We start from the raw sequence: 13,642 nt of genomic DNA, 5'->3' as shown, positions 1-13,642 counted from the left end.
GCGCATTTTCCGGCCGAGGTATCGGGATGCAAGGGTTATGAGGTCACAAAGTGCACTATGTAGGACATGAGTGACGATTCGCAGCAGGGCTGGACACCCCGCGACGCGACAGTTCCGACGCCGGCCACGGCCGCGGTTCCGGCGTCGGCCGCACCCGCCGACGAGGGGAGGAAGGACGGCAAGGGCCGCCGCAACCGGACCGGCTGGCGCCGCGTCATCCCCACATGGCGCATGACCCTGGGTGCCGCACTAATTGGCGCGCTCGTCCTCATCGGCGGGTTTCTGGCGGGCTATCTGCTCGTCGACATCCCCCCGGCCAACGCCTCCGCGATCGCCCAGAGCAACGTCTACCTCTACAAGGACGGCACGCCGATCGCCCGCGACGGCGAGGTCAACCGGGAGAACGTCTCCCTCTCCCGGATCCCGCTGGGCGTGCAGCGCGCGGTCCTCGCCGCCGAGGACCGCGACTTCTACTCCAAGCCCGCGATCGACCCCCAGGCGATGCTCCGCGGCGCCTGGAACACCGTCACCGGCAAGGGCAAGCAGTCCGGCTCCACGATCACCCAGCAGTACGTCAAGAACTACTACCTGGGCCAGGAACAGACCCTCACCCGCAAGGTGAAGGAGTTCTTCATCGCGGTGAAGCTCGGCCGCGAGGTGAGCAAGAGCCGGATTCTCGAGGGCTACCTCAACACCAGCTACTTCGGCCGCAACGCCTACGGCATCCAGGCCGCGGCGCAGGCGTACTACGGCAAGGACGTCACCGATCTCGACACCGCCGAGGGCGCCTACCTCGCCTCGCTGCTCAAGGCCCCGGGGGCGTACGACGTCGCCGGCCACCCGGACAACCGGGACGCGGCACAGGGCCGGTTCACCTACGTGCTCGACGGCATGGTCAAGGAGAGGTGGCTGACCCCGGCCGAGCGCGCCGCCATGGAGTTCCCCGCGCCGCGGCCGGCCAAGGCCGCGGGCGGCCTGTCCGGCCAGCGCGGCTACATCGTCCAGGCGGTCGAGGAGTACCTCGCCGCCAACGGGATCGTCGACGGGGACACCCTCGCCGCCGGCGGCTACCGGATCACCACCACCCTGGAGCCGGCCAAGCAGGACGCGTTCACCGAAGCCGTCGACGAGGAGGTCACCTCGCAGCTCGACGCCACCCGCAAGGTCGACCGCAACGTCCGTGTCGGAGGCGTCTCCATCGATCCGGCCACGGGCAAGGTCCTCGCCATGTACGGCGGCGTCGACTACACCCGGCAGTACGTCAACAACGCCACCCGGCGCGACTACCAGGTCGGTTCGTCCTTCAAGCCGTTCGTCTTCACCTCGGCCCTCGAGCACGGCTCCACCACCCAGGACGGGAGCCCCATCACCCCGAACACCGTCTACGACGGCACCACCGAGCGGCGCGTCCAGGGCTGGAGCGGCGCGCCGTACGCGCCCGCGAACGAGGACGACGTCTCCTACGGCCCCATCAGCGTCAGCCGGGCCACCGACGAGTCCGTCAACGCCGTCTACGCGCAGATGGCCGTGGACGTCGGTCCGGGCAAGGTGCGGCAGACCGCGGTCGCCCTCGGCCTGCCCGCGAAGACCCCGGACCTCACGGCCTCGCCCTCCATCGCGCTCGGCACGGCCACCGCCAGCGTCCTCGACATGGCGCAGGCGTACGCCACCCTCGCCAACCACGGCCGGCACGGCACGTACACGCTGGTCGAACAGGTCACCAGGAACGGCACGGAGATCGCGCTGCCCGCGCAGCGGATGCGCCGTGTCGTCTCCCGCGAGGCCGCCGACACCACGACCGCCGTCCTGCGCAGCGTGGTCGACGGCGGCACGGGGGCCGCCGCGAGTGCGGTCGGCCGGCCCGCGGCCGGCAAGACCGGCACGGCCGAAGAGGACCGGGCCGCCTGGTTCGCCGGCTACACCCCCGACCTGGTGACCGTCGTCGCCGTGATGGGCCAGAACCCGGCCACCGGCGCGCAGACCCCGCTGTACGGGGCGATGGGGCTGGCCCGGGTCAACGGCGGCGGCGCGCCCGCCGAGATCTGGGCGCGGTACACGGCGGCCGCGCTGAAGGGCAGCCCGGTGAAGGACTTCGACCTCTCGGTGGTGGAGGACATCGACGAGGGCCGGTTCCCGTTCGACCCGCGGGAGAACGGGGACCCGACGCGGCCCCAGGACCGCGGCGACTCCGGCCGCACGGGCGGCCGGAGCGAGGGCGGCACCGGGGAACCGCAAGGGCCGGGAGGACAGGGCGGGCCGGGCGGGCCGCAGGGCCCCGGGCCCGCACCCACGGTGGGCGGCCCCGGCACGGGCGGACCCGTCACCACGGCACCCACCGCCACGGTCAGCGGAGGAACGGGCGGAACCGGAGGAACGGGCGGAACGGGAGGAACCGGAGGGACGGGCAGCGGGGCCGGTACCGCAGGGACCGTGCAGGGGACGCCAGGCGGCACCACGGGCAGCCCCGGCGGGGCGCCGAGCGGTACACCCGTTCCCGCCGCCACGCCGCCCCCGTCGGCATCCGCCACCGGCGTTCCTCAGTGACCTCAAGTGACCTCAGAGACGTGTGACCTGAGCCTGTGACCTCAGTGACCCGATGTCGCCTTCAGGCCCACCACGGCCACCAGCAGCAGACACACGAAGAAGATCCGGGCCGCCGTCACCGGCTCGTCCAGCACCAGCATGCCCACCACCGCCGCGCCCGCGGCACCGATGCCCACCCAGACGCCGTACGCGGTGCCGATGGGCAGCGTCTTCGCGGCGTGGGACAGCAGCATCATGCTGGCGACGATCCCGAGACCGGTGAACACGCTCGGCCAGAGCCTGGTGAACCCGTCGGTGAACTTCATCCCGATCGACCAGCCGACCTCGAGCAGACCGGCGACAACAAGCAGAACCCAGGCCATGACGGCACCTCCGAGACGCGGAACAACACGGGGTGCGTCGTCTTCGCGTATCCCGGTACGGCGCGTCTCGTCGGGTTTCTCCAACGTAGCAAACGGGACGCGAAAAGGGCCGGTGACCTCTGCCACCAGCCCCGCGGCCCGTCCAGGGCTGCTGCCAACTCCTCCGGGGCGCCTACAGGTACAGGCCCGTGGAGTCCTCGGACCCCTGGAACCGGTCCGCCGCCACCGCGTGCAGATCGCGCTCGCGCATCAGGACGTACGCCACGCCCCGCACCTCGACCTCGGCCCGGTCCTCGGGGTCGTACAGGACCCGGTCTCCCGCCTCCACGGTGCGCACGTTCTGCCCCACCGCGACGACTTCGGCCCAGGCCAGCCGCCGGCCCACCGCAGCGGTCGCGGGAATCACGATGCCGCCGCTGGAGCGCCGCTCGCCCTCGGGGATGTCGGTCCTGACCAGCACGCGGTCGTGCAGCATCCGGATCGGTAGCTTGTCGTGCTGGGTGCTGTGCTGATGACTTCTGGTGCTCACGCGACGAACTTACCTGCCCCTCAGCCCTGCCCGCGCCGCCGGGTCACGCCCGTCGCCTGCGCGCCGAGACGGCCAGCAGCCCCACCAGCCCCACGGCCACCAGCGCCACCGGAACGACCCGCTCCAGCCGTGGCGCGCCGTCTTCCGACACGAACTGCGCCTTCACGTCCGACACCGTGCGGTTCACGGCGACGAAGGCACGGCCCACGGTCCGGTCCACATTGGAGGCCACCTTCGCCTTCGCGTCGCCGATGACCGTCTTGGGGTGCATACGCACACCGATCTCGTCGAGCATCTCGGCGAGCTGCTCGCGTCGGCGGACGATATCCGCCTCGATCTGCGCTGGGGTCCTGGTGTCCGACACCGCGCCGCCTCCGTCGTCGTGTCCGGTAATCCTTCATGGACAGTCTGTCAGCTCGGCCGCGCCCGCACCCCACGGCACCCCTATTACGCTCGACGGCGTACACCCACGTGCCTTCGAGGAGAACCATGAGCGAGCGACTGCAGCCCGGCGACACCGCCCCGGCCTTCACCCTGCCCGACGCCGACGGCAACGAGGTGTCGCTCGCCGACCACAAGGGCCGCAAGGTGATCGTGTACTTCTACCCGGCGGCGCTCACGCCCGGCTGCACCAAGCAGGCCTGCGACTTCACCGACAACCTGGAGGTGCTGGCCGGCGCGGGCTACGACGTGATCGGCGTGTCGCCCGACAAGCCGGAGAAGCTCGCGAAGTTCCGCGAGAAGGAGGCCCTCAAGGTCACGCTGGTCGGCGACCCCTCCAAGGAGGTCCTTCAGGCGTACGGCGCCTTCGGCGAGAAGAAGCTCTACGGCAAGACGGTGACGGGTGTCATCCGCGCGACGGTCGTCGTCGACGAGGACGGCAAGGTCGAGCGCGCGCTCTACAACGTCAAGGCCACCGGTCACGTCGCGAAGATCATCAAGGACCTCGGTATCTGAGGCCCGGCGCCCGGCCAGTACCATGGCCGGGCGACTCGCGGTCGTGGTGGAACTGGCAGTCACGCTGGGTTTAGGTCCCAGTGGGGTAACTCCCGTGAGGGTTCGAGTCCCTCCGACCGCACCATCGACTCCCGGCGTCAGCCCAGGAGTTCACGCACCACCGGCACCAGCGCGCGGAACGCCTTGCCGCGGTGGCTGATCGCGTTCTTCTCCTGTGGGGTCAGCTCCGCGCAGGTCCGCATCTCGCCCTCGGGCTGGAGGATCGGGTCGTAGCCGAAGCCGTTCGTCCCGTGCGGGGAGCGGCGCAGGGTGCCGCTGAGCCGGCCTTCGACGACGCGTTCCGTCCCGTCAGGGAGGGCGAGCGCCGCCGCGCAGGCGAAGTGGGCGCCGCGGTGGGGGGTGTCGATGTCGATGAGCTGGGCGAGCAGCAGTTCCAGGTTGGCCTTGTCGTCGCCGTGCGTGCCGGCCCAGCGGGCGGAGAAGATGCCGGGCGCGCCGCCGAGGACGTCGACACAGAGGCCGGAGTCGTCGGCGACGGCGGGCAGACCGGTGGCACGGGCGAGCGCGTGGGCCTTGAGGAGGGCGTTCTCGGCGAAGGTGACACCGGTCTCCTTCACATCGGGGACGTCGGGGAAGGCGTCGGCTCCGACGAGTTCGTGCGTGATACCGGCCTCGGCGAGGATGGTCTTGAGTTCGTTGGTCTTCCCGGCGTTGCGGGTGGCGAGGATCAGGCGCGTCATGGCCCCCAGTATCTACGGCGTGCAGACCTTGCCGATCTCACCGGCCGCGTCGGTGACCGGCTTGAGGTCGGGGGTGGTGTCGCCGCCGTCGATGGACTTGCGGACGCTGTCGACGCCACTGGCGAGGTCGTCGACGGCCTTGCTGAGGTCGGCGTTGTCGGTCTTGTCGCCGAGGTTCTTCAGCTCGCGGTCGATCTCGTCGAGGGCCTCGCGCATCTGGGTGGGGTCGTCGGCGGCGGTGGAGACGGCCTGCTGCAGCTTGTCGACGCTGGTGGCGATGGCCTCAGCGGTTTCGACGCAGTCGAGCGCTTTGTCGAGGGCGGCGCAGCCGGTGGCTGCGGGCACCAGCAGGGCGGCTGCGGCGATGGTGAGGGCTATGCGGCGGCGCGCAGACATGGAAGGTCCTCCCGGGATACGGACGGGCGCACGGTTCGGCCCGTGCGCCCGTGACGATAACGACGCCCCACGGGCGTCTGTGGTTGCTGCGCGGCCTCAGGTGTTCGGCCCGGGTCCGCGAACACCCCTAACCTAAGCGGGCAGTGCGGTTCCGAGTGCCTCGGTCTGGAGCGCGGCGAGGTCGGCGCAGCCTCCGGTGGCGAGGTCGAGGAGGGCGTTGAGCTCCTTGCGGTCGAAGGGCTCGGCCTCGGCGGTGCCCTGGACCTCGACGAAGCGGCCGTCGCCGGTGCAGACGACGTTCATGTCGGTCTCGGCGCGGACGTCCTCCTCGTAGCAGAGGTCGAGGAGGGGAGTGCCGTCGACGATGCCGACGCTGACGGCGGCGACGGTGCCGGTGAGCGGCTTGCGCCCGGGCTTGATCAGCTTCTTGCCCTGGGCCCAGGCGACGGCGTCGGCGAGGGCGACGTAAGCACCGGTGATGGCGGCGGTACGGGTGCCGCCGTCGGCCTGGAGGACGTCGCAGTCGAGGACGACGGTGTTCTCGCCGAGGGCCTTGTAGTCGATGACGGCGCGCAGGGAGCGGCCGATGAGCCGGCTGATCTCGTGGGTGCGTCCGCCGATCTTGCCGCGTACGGATTCGCGGTCGCCGCGGGTGTTGGTGGACCGCGGGAGCATCGAGTACTCGGAGGTGACCCAGCCTTCGCCGCTGCCCTTGCGCCAGCGGGGCACGCCTTCGGTGAAGGAGGCGGTGCAGAAGACCTTGGTGTCGCCGAAGGAGATGAGGACGGAGCCCTCGGCGTGCTTGCTCCAGCCGCGTTCGATCGTGACGGGGCGGAGCTGTTCGGGGGTTCGGCCGTCGATGCGTGACATGGGAACGAGCCTATCGGCAGATGGGGGAGGGGCCCGTTCCGGTGGTACGGATCAGGCCCCTCGGGGGGTCGGCGCCGGAGCGGGCCGGGAGCAGCTCACATCGTCGCCGGCACCCGCGGCCCGGCAGCCTCGCGCGTCGCTCACGGCAATTCCGGCTCGCTTCTCCGCCCCCTCGGCGAAGCCCCGGGCATCGCCGGCACCCGCGGCCCGGCAGCCTCGCGCGCGCCGCTCACATCATGTCTTCGATATCGGCAGCGATGGGGTCGGCGTCGGTGCCGATGACGACCTGGATCGCGGTACCCATCTTCACGACGCCGTGCGCACCGGCGGCCTTGAGCGCGGCCTCGTCGACCAGGCTGGGGTCGGCGACCTCGGTGCGGAGGCGGGTGATGCAGCCCTCGATCTCTTCGATGTTGTCGATCCCGCCGAGCCCGGCGACGATCTTCTCAGCCTTGCTGGCCATGTCGTTCTCCCTGCGTTCTGAGCGTTGAGCGCTGTCCCGGCCCACCGCCTCGGCCCACGCCTCGGCCCACCGTAGGTCCGGCTTGTCACGGTAACGCACGGTTGGCCCATCTTCACGGGCGAGTAACCGTCTTGTACCCAAAGATGACGATCACCGGCGCCTTGTCGTGCGACCGGGCCCCAAGACCGTACCGCGACTGGTCTACACCAGTCTGCAGCATGCGCCAAACCAGGCCTGTTCCAGGAGGACGCCGATGAGCTCCGAGAGCGCGGCCGCGCCGCGGAAGACGTGGCGGAACAGCCTCTTCCAGCGACTCCAGAAGGTCGGCCGCAGCCTCCAGCTCCCGGTCGCCGTACTGCCTGCGGCCGGCCTCCTGGTCAGCCTCGGGAACCTGTTCGAAGCCACTCTGGACGGGCCGTTCTGGGACAGGACGGCCAAGGTGCTGATGGAGGGCGGGGGCGGCATTCTCGACGGCAGCCTCGGCCTGCCACTGCTCTTCTGCATCGGCGTGGCGATCGGTTTCGCCAAGAAGTCGGACGGTTCGACCGCGCTCGCGGCGGTCGCGGGCTTCCTCGTCTACTTCAGCACGCTCAAGGCGTTCCCGGTCGCGGGCTCGGTGACGGAGTCCATGCCGGAGGGCCAACCGCAGAACCCGGGGGTGCTCGGCGGCATCCTGATCGGCCTGCTGACGGCCGTGATCTGGCAGCGCTACCACCGCACCAAGCTCGTCGACTGGCTGGGTTTCTTCAACGGCCGACGGCTGGTCCCGATCATCATGGCCTTCCTCTGCTGCGTGCTCGGCGTGCTGTTCGGGCTCCTGTGGGATCCGGTCGGTGACGCGCTGACCGCCTTCTCGAAGCGGCTGATCGATCTGGGCGCATGGGGCGCGGGCATCTTCGGCGTCGCGAACCGGCTGCTGATCCCGATCGGCATGCACCAGTTCCTGAACACGTTCTTCTGGTTCCAGGCGGGCGAGTACAACGACGACGGCACGGTGGTGCAGGGCGACCTCACGCGCTTCCTCGCCGGGGACCCGGAGGCCGGCCAGTTCATGGCGGGCTTCTACCCGATCATGATGTTCGGTCTCCCCGCGGCAGCTCTGGCGATCACCCACTGCGCCCGCCCCGAGCACCGCAAGCGGGTGGCAGGACTCATGTTCTCGGTCGCCCTGACCTCCTTCGTCACCGGAGTGACCGAACCGCTCGAGTTCTCCTTCATGTTCGTGGCACCCCTGCTGTACGGGCTGCACGCGCTGCTGACCGGCGCCTCGATGGCCATCACCTGGGCGCTGGGGGTGCATGTGGGCTTCAACTTCTCGGCCGGCCTGATCGACTACGTCGTCAACTGGCACCTGGGCACGAAGCAGTGGTTGATCCTGCCGATCGGCGCCTGTTTCGCGGTGGTCTACTACGTGCTCTTCCGGCTTCTGATCACCTTCTTCAACATTCCTACACCTGGGCGGGAGCCGGAGGAGGTCCAGGAGGAGATCGAGCGCGAAGCGACGCGGTAGACCGGCGCCGACCTGGTCGGACACGGCCTCCGGGACCTGTGGTCCCGGAGGCCGTCCGTTCGCTTTGACCGGATCGTTATCCCGCCCCGGAAATTCGCAGGTTCCTTATCCAACACTCACCGTGCTACAACAGGTCTACACCACTGAGTGGTGTAGACCATGCGGTCCGTACCACCGGCCGCATCCCCTTGAGACGCCGCCCTCCCCCGTGCTTTTTCCCCTGCGGCGCCTTGCCCCCTGGAGGAAGTTGATGTCCACGGCCAGTGCCGCCCCCGCGGCGGACAAGAAGAAGACGGGCGCCGGTGCGATGGCTGTCATGCAGCGCATCGGCCGCAGCCTGATGCTGCCGGTCGCGGTGCTGCCGGCTGCCGCGCTGCTCATCCGGCTCGGCAACAACGACATGCTCGGCAAGGAGTCCCTCCCGGACTTCATCAACAAGATCGCCGGCTTCATGTACGCGGGTGGCAACGCCATCCTCGGCCACATGGCGCTGCTCTTCGCCGTCGGTATCGCGATCGGCTTCGCCAAGAAGTCCGACGGATCCACCGCCCTCGCCGCAGTCACCGGCTACCTGGTCTTCAAGAGCGTGCTGGGCACGTTCACCGACGGAAGCCTGCCCAAGGAAGCGACCGTCGTCGACGGCAAGATCGTCATGGCCGAGAAGGCCGTCGACGCCGGTGTCCTGGGCGGCGTGGTCATGGGCATCGTCGTCGCACTGCTCTACCAGCGCTTCTACCGCACCAAGCTGCCCGACTGGGCCGGCTTCTTCGGCGGCCGCCGTCTCGTCCCGATCCTCTCCGCCTTCGCCGGCCTGATCATCGGCGTCGTCTTCGGCTACATCTGGCCGGTCCTGGGCGCCGGTCTGCACAACCTCGGTGAGTGGCTGGTCGGCTCCGGCGCCGTCGGTGCGGGCATCTTCGGTGTTGCCAACCGCGCGCTCATCCCGGTGGGCATGCACCACCTCCTGAACTCCTTCCCCTGGCTGCAGGCCGGTTCCTACGAGGGCAAGAGCGGCGACATCGCCCGCTTCCTCGCCGGTGACCCGACCGCCGGACAGTTCATGACCGGCTTCTTCCCGATCATGATGTTCGCCCTCCCCGCGGCCTGCCTCGCGATCGTCCACTGCGCCCGGCCCGAGCGCCGCAAGGTCGTCGGCGGCATGATGCTCTCGCTCGCACTGACCTCCTTCGTCACCGGTGTCACCGAGCCGATCGAGTTCACGTTCATGTTCATCGCGCCCGTGCTCTACGCGATCCACGCGGTGCTCACCGGTGTCTCGATGGCCCTTACCTGGTCGCTCGGGATGAAGGACGGCTTCGGCTTCTCCGCCGGTGCCATCGACTTCCTCCTCAACCTGGGCATCGCCTCCAACCCGTGGGGCCTGGCCCTGGTCGGCCTCTGCTTCGCGGCGGTCTACTACCTGGTCTTCCGCTTCGCGATCACCAAGTTCAACCTTCCGACGCCGGGCCGCGAGTCCGACGAGGAGCTCGCCGAGCTGCAGAAGGCCGAGGCGAAGTAGGCCCCGCCCGCACCGAAGCCCCCGCCCTTGTCAGGGCGGGGGCTTCGTCGTGCACCGGCTCAGAGCTCGTAGACCGCGCCCGCTACCGCGATATCCGACGGCCCCTCGTACACCGCGCGCGCGTCCGCGAGGTTCTGCCCGCCGTCCGTCCACGGCGGGATGTGGGTCAGCACCAGCCGCCCCACGTCGGCCCGCCGCGCGCACGCGCCCGCCTCGCGGCCGTTGAGGTGGAGGCCCGGGATGTCCTCCTTGCCGTGCACGAACGACGCCTCGCACAGAAAGAGGTCCGTACCGGCGGCGAGTTCGTCCAGAGCGTCGCACACGCCCGTATCGCCCGAGTACGTCAGCGATTTCCCGCCGTGCTCCACCCGGATGCCGTACGTCTCGACCGGATGGGCCACCCGTTCCGTGCGCACGGAGAACGGGCCGATCTCGAAGGCGCCGGGCTTCAGCGTGTGGAAGTCGAACACCTCGCTCATCGACGTCGGCGAGGGCGTGTCCGCGTAGGCCGTCGTCAGCCGCTGCTCGGTGCCCTCGGGGCCGTAGACCGGGATGGGCGCGCAACGGCCGCCGTCGTGGCGGTAGTAACGGGCCACGAAGTATCCGCACATGTCGATGCAGTGGTCCGCGTGCAGGTGGCTGAGGAAGATGGCGTCGATGTCGTAGAGACCGCAGTGTCGCTGCAACTCGCCCAGGGCTCCGTTGCCCATGTCGAGGAGCAGCCGGAAGCCGTCGGCCTCTACGAGGTAGCTCGAACAGGCCGAATCCGCGGAAGGGAACGACCCCGAGCATCCGACGACGGTGAGCTTCATTGAGCGGGAACCTCCGTGAACGAAGGAGGGCTGGGGGAAGGTCGTGCGGTCCGTCGAGCGTAAGGCGCGAAAGGGCAGGTCGCTCCTCAGCAGCGGTGTGTTGTGGGAGAACTCACCCTGCCGCTGCGGGGAGCGGGTCACCGCCGTGGGACGCCGTCCGGCTGCGCGGCGGCACGGGAGGCCGAGGTAGCGTCTGCGCTATGGACACGTCCTGGTGGCTCGCCGTGATCCCCGTCGTCGCACTCGCTCTCGTCGCCGCGGTCTCCGACGGCCTCGGCCGGGGCCTGCGGCGGCCCGGCGGGCGCAGGCGGCCACCGGCGCGGCCGGGTGAGCGCGGGCGCGGAGGCGGGCCGCAGCGGCTGCCGTCGCCGGGCGAGATCTGGTGGGCCGATGTGCCCTACGAGGACGGGCCGGGGTCGAAGGACCGCCCGTGCCTGGTGCTGTCCGTACGGGGCCGGACGGTCCTCGTCGCGAAGATCACCAGCCGGTACCACGACGAGCGCCCCGGGGTGATCGCGCTGCCGCCGGGCGCCGTGGGCGACGCACAGGGGCGCCCGAGCTACCTGGAGACGGACGAGCTGCGGGACGTACGGGTGGGCGAATTCCGCCGGAGGGTGGGCACGGTGGACCCGACGGTCTGGGACCAGGTCCGGCACCTCGCTGCCTGACCAGGGGTGGTGCACCAGACGCCGGGGGGCTTACGGGGCAGCCCACCCCGTGCGGCCGACCCCGAGGAGCCACCCCCCGGCAGCAACCGTCAACGGCCCTGGCCCGGGTGAACGACGGCCCGGGCTGCACAAGGACCTGCCCCGGGACACCACGGCCCGGGCTGCACAAGGCACCTGACCGGATGAACCAGGGCCCGGGTCAGGCCCAGAGCTGGCCCTGCAGCGTCTCGATCGCCTCTTCCGTCGTCTTCGCCGTGTAGACGCCCGTCGACAGGTACTTCCATCCGCCGTCGGCCACCACGAACACGATGTCGGCCTGCTCCCCGGCGTTCACCGCCTTCTTCCCGACGCCGATCGCGGCGTGCAGCGCCGCGCCCGTGGAGACGCCCGCGAAGATGCCCTCCTGCTGGAGGAGTTCACGGGTGCGGGTGACCGCGTCCGCGGAGCCCACCGAGAAGCGGGTCGTCAGGACCGACGCGTCGTAGAGCTCCGGGACGAACCCCTCGTCGAGGTTGCGCAGGCCGTATACGAGGTCGTCGTAGCGCGGCTCGGCGGCGACGATCTTGATGTCCGGCTTCTGCTCGCGCAGGTAGCGGCCGACGCCCATCAGCGTGCCGGTGGTGCCGAGGCCCGCCACGAAGTGGGTGACGGACGGCAGGTCGGCGAGGATCTCGGGCCCGGTGGTGGCGTAGTGCGCGCCCGCGTTGTCCGGGTTGCCGTACTGGTAGAGCATCACCCACGACGGGTTCTGCGCGGCGAGCTCCTTGGCCACGCGCACCGCCGTGTTGGAGCCGCCCGCCGCCGGGGACGAGATGATCTCGGCACCCCACATGGCGAGCAGGTCGCGGCGCTCCTGGGAGGTGTTCTCCGGCATGACGCAGACGATGCGGTAGCCCTTGAGCTTGGCCGCCATCGCCAGCGAGATGCCGGTGTTGCCGCTGGTGGGCTCCAGGATGGTGCAGCCGGGCGTGAGCCGGCCGTCCTTCTCCGCCTGCTCGACCATGTGGAGCGCGGGACGGTCCTTGATCGAGCCGGTCGGGTTGCGGTCCTCCAGCTTGGCCCAGATGCGGACTTCCTCGGAGGGGGACAGCCGCGGGAGCCGGACCAGCGGCGTGTTGCCGACGGCCGCGAGCGGGGAGTCGTAGCGCACGGGGATCAGACCATGCCGCCGGCCACGGCCGGCAGGATCGTCACGTTGTCGCCGTCGGACAGCTTGGTGGAGATGCCGTCCAGGAAGCGGACGTCCTCGTCGTTCAGGTAGACGTTGACGAAGCGGCGCAGCTGGTCGCCTTCGACGATGCGGTCCTTGATGCCGTTGTGCCGGGTCTCGAGGTCGGCGAACAGCTCGGCGAGGGTGTCTCCGTTGCCTTCGACGGCCTTGGCTCCGCCGGTGTAGGTGCGGAGGATGGTCGGGATGCGGACCTCGATGGCCATGACGTGGGCTCCTGTCGGAAAGGTGGCGTAGGGGCGCGCGGCTGTGGCCCCCGCGCGAGGGGGTGCTGCTGGCGTGGTGCGCTCGTGCGTCAGAACGCGGCGCGGGCCGTACACATCGCGCTGGCGAGGCGGCACAGGTCGACGTGCAGCCGCGCAACGAGCAGCAGGGTGCTCGGCGTCTTGTCGCTCACGTCGTGGAGAACCATGCGGTCATCGTATCGATTCCCGGTCCGGATCCCGGAGTGTGATCTCGCATGATGGACGAATTCCGCTCGGAATGCGGGCACAGGGCCCGCGGCGGCACCGCAGGAGGGGCCGCCGCACCCAGGGCGGCCCGACCTCAGTACGCCTCGACGACCTTGACCTCTTCCTCGGTGATCTCGCCATCGACGATGCGGAACGAGCGGAACTGGAAGGGGCCCGCGTCGTCGGTGTCGGCGGTGGAGACGAGGACGTAGTGGGCGCCGGGCTCGTTCGCGTAGCTGATGTCGGTGCGCGAGGGGTACGCCTCGGTCGCGGTGTGCGAGTGGTAGATGATCACCGGCTCCTCGTCGTTGTCGTCCAGCTCGCGGTAGAGCTTGAGGAGGTCGGCCGAGTCGAACTCGTAGAACGTGGGCGACCGGGCCGCGTTCAGCATCGGGATGAAGCGCTCGGGACGGCCGGAGCCCTCCGGTCCGGCGACGACGCCGCAGGCCTCGTCGGGGTGGTCCGCACGGGCGTGGGCGACGATCTGGTCGAACAGGTCCCGGGTGATGGTCAGCATGGGCCACAGGATAGGCAGACGGCCTCCGGATCCGAGATCCGGAGGCCATCAAGTGAGACGGGTGGTGGAAACCAC

Annotated in this window: 17 protein-coding genes, 1 tRNA gene and 1 riboswitch; of the genes, 6 read left to right on the top strand and 12 right to left on the bottom strand. The window is 70.0% G+C overall.

Annotation, left to right across the window (positions count from 1 at the left end; all coding sequences use genetic code 11):
• The first annotated feature begins 66 nt into the window (after positions 1-66).
• Positions 67-2,544, top strand: coding sequence for a transglycosylase domain-containing protein (locus ACH5AF_RS00540; protein ID WP_398899080.1), 2,478 nt, complete (start codon positions 67-69; stop codon positions 2,542-2,544).
• Between the two features lie 41 nt (positions 2,545-2,585).
• On the opposite strand, the gene ACH5AF_RS00535 is transcribed toward ACH5AF_RS00540, so the two are convergent.
• The 3 genes from ACH5AF_RS00535 to ACH5AF_RS00525 all read right to left on the bottom strand — a co-directional run bounded on the left by ACH5AF_RS00535 (position 2,586) and on the right by ACH5AF_RS00525 (position 3,799).
• A complete protein-coding gene (locus tag ACH5AF_RS00535) occupies positions 2,586-2,906 on the bottom strand; it encodes a DMT family transporter (protein WP_398899079.1) in 321 nt (106 codons plus the stop codon).
• 31 nt (positions 2,907-2,937) lie between these two features.
• Positions 2,938-3,000, bottom strand: a riboswitch (guanidine-III (ykkC-III) riboswitch).
• Between the two features lie 78 nt (positions 3,001-3,078).
• A complete protein-coding gene (locus tag ACH5AF_RS00530) occupies positions 3,079-3,435 on the bottom strand; it encodes a GroES family chaperonin (protein WP_398899078.1) in 357 nt (118 codons plus the stop codon).
• Positions 3,436-3,478: 43 nt separating this feature from the next.
• Positions 3,479-3,799 (bottom strand): DUF3618 domain-containing protein, encoded by a 321-nt coding sequence (locus ACH5AF_RS00525; RefSeq protein WP_398899077.1) that lies wholly within the window; start codon positions 3,797-3,799, stop codon positions 3,479-3,481.
• 125 nt (positions 3,800-3,924) lie between these two features.
• Here ACH5AF_RS00525 and bcp point away from each other — a divergent pair, with 125 nt between their 5' ends.
• Positions 3,925-4,392: a thioredoxin-dependent thiol peroxidase gene (gene bcp, locus ACH5AF_RS00520; RefSeq protein ID WP_398899075.1), complete on the top strand. Its 468-nt coding sequence runs from the start codon at positions 3,925-3,927 to the stop codon at positions 4,390-4,392.
• A 37-nt stretch (positions 4,393-4,429) separates the two neighbouring features.
• Positions 4,430-4,516, top strand: a tRNA-Leu gene (locus ACH5AF_RS00515).
• Between the two features lie 13 nt (positions 4,517-4,529).
• Here the strand turns inward: ACH5AF_RS00515 and rdgB are convergent.
• The 4 genes from rdgB to ACH5AF_RS00495 all read right to left on the bottom strand — a co-directional run bounded on the left by rdgB (position 4,530) and on the right by ACH5AF_RS00495 (position 6,906).
• The gene (rdgB, locus tag ACH5AF_RS00510) at positions 4,530-5,132 is read right to left on the bottom strand and encodes an RdgB/HAM1 family non-canonical purine NTP pyrophosphatase (RefSeq protein WP_398899074.1); all 603 of its coding nucleotides are present in this window, start codon (positions 5,130-5,132) and stop codon (positions 4,530-4,532) included.
• A 12-nt stretch (positions 5,133-5,144) separates the two neighbouring features.
• Positions 5,145-5,528, bottom strand: coding sequence for a hypothetical protein (locus ACH5AF_RS00505; RefSeq protein WP_398899072.1), 384 nt, complete (start codon positions 5,526-5,528; stop codon positions 5,145-5,147).
• 132 nt (positions 5,529-5,660) lie between these two features.
• Positions 5,661-6,398: a ribonuclease PH gene (gene rph, locus ACH5AF_RS00500; RefSeq protein ID WP_215181918.1), complete on the bottom strand. Its 738-nt coding sequence runs from the start codon at positions 6,396-6,398 to the stop codon at positions 5,661-5,663.
• A gap of 229 nt (positions 6,399-6,627) precedes the next feature.
• Positions 6,628-6,906 carry a glucose PTS transporter subunit EIIB gene (locus ACH5AF_RS00495; RefSeq protein ID WP_398899752.1) on the bottom strand — a complete coding sequence of 93 codons (279 nt, stop codon included), beginning with the start codon at positions 6,904-6,906 and terminating at the stop codon, positions 6,628-6,630.
• Between the two features lie 208 nt (positions 6,907-7,114).
• Between ACH5AF_RS00495 and ACH5AF_RS00490 the strand changes: the two genes are divergently transcribed.
• Both ACH5AF_RS00490 and ACH5AF_RS00485 read left to right on the top strand, forming a co-directional pair.
• On the top strand, positions 7,115-8,371 hold the full coding sequence (locus ACH5AF_RS00490; protein ID WP_398899071.1) for a PTS transporter subunit EIIC: 1,257 nt from the start codon (positions 7,115-7,117) through the stop codon (positions 8,369-8,371).
• Between the two features lie 250 nt (positions 8,372-8,621).
• Complete coding sequence (locus tag ACH5AF_RS00485; protein WP_398899070.1) at positions 8,622-9,890, top strand: PTS transporter subunit EIIC; 1,269 nt, start codon at positions 8,622-8,624, stop codon at positions 9,888-9,890.
• 59 nt (positions 9,891-9,949) lie between these two features.
• Here ACH5AF_RS00485 and ACH5AF_RS00480 read toward each other — a convergent pair whose 3' ends face one another.
• The gene (locus ACH5AF_RS00480) at positions 9,950-10,702 is read right to left on the bottom strand and encodes an MBL fold metallo-hydrolase (RefSeq protein WP_398899069.1); all 753 of its coding nucleotides are present in this window, start codon (positions 10,700-10,702) and stop codon (positions 9,950-9,952) included.
• Positions 10,703-10,902: 200 nt separating this feature from the next.
• Between ACH5AF_RS00480 and ACH5AF_RS00475 the strand changes: the two genes are divergently transcribed.
• Entirely contained in the window at positions 10,903-11,370 is a 468-nt protein-coding gene (locus ACH5AF_RS00475) for a type II toxin-antitoxin system PemK/MazF family toxin (RefSeq protein ID WP_398899068.1), read from the top strand.
• A gap of 199 nt (positions 11,371-11,569) precedes the next feature.
• Here ACH5AF_RS00475 and ACH5AF_RS00470 read toward each other — a convergent pair whose 3' ends face one another.
• From ACH5AF_RS00470 to ACH5AF_RS00455, 4 genes are all read right to left on the bottom strand, one after another.
• Positions 11,570-12,520, bottom strand: coding sequence for a PLP-dependent cysteine synthase family protein (locus ACH5AF_RS00470; protein ID WP_398899067.1), 951 nt, complete (start codon positions 12,518-12,520; stop codon positions 11,570-11,572).
• A gap of 5 nt (positions 12,521-12,525) precedes the next feature.
• A complete protein-coding gene (locus ACH5AF_RS00465; protein ID WP_398899066.1) occupies positions 12,526-12,804 on the bottom strand; it encodes a MoaD/ThiS family protein in 279 nt (92 codons plus the stop codon).
• Between the two features lie 89 nt (positions 12,805-12,893).
• Complete coding sequence (locus ACH5AF_RS00460; RefSeq protein WP_374196289.1) at positions 12,894-13,010, bottom strand: putative leader peptide; 117 nt, start codon at positions 13,008-13,010, stop codon at positions 12,894-12,896.
• A 134-nt stretch (positions 13,011-13,144) separates the two neighbouring features.
• Positions 13,145-13,567: a Mov34/MPN/PAD-1 family protein gene (locus tag ACH5AF_RS00455; protein WP_398899065.1), complete on the bottom strand. Its 423-nt coding sequence runs from the start codon at positions 13,565-13,567 to the stop codon at positions 13,145-13,147.
• Between the last annotated feature and the right edge of the window lie 75 nt (positions 13,568-13,642).

The sequence above is a fragment of the Streptomyces sp. NPDC018833 genome, assembly GCF_044390825.1.
Lineage (GTDB): Bacteria > Actinomycetota > Actinomycetes > Streptomycetales > Streptomycetaceae > Streptomyces.
Note: the sequence above shows the minus strand (reverse complement) of the source record. Positions and strands in the feature narration are given on the sequence as shown.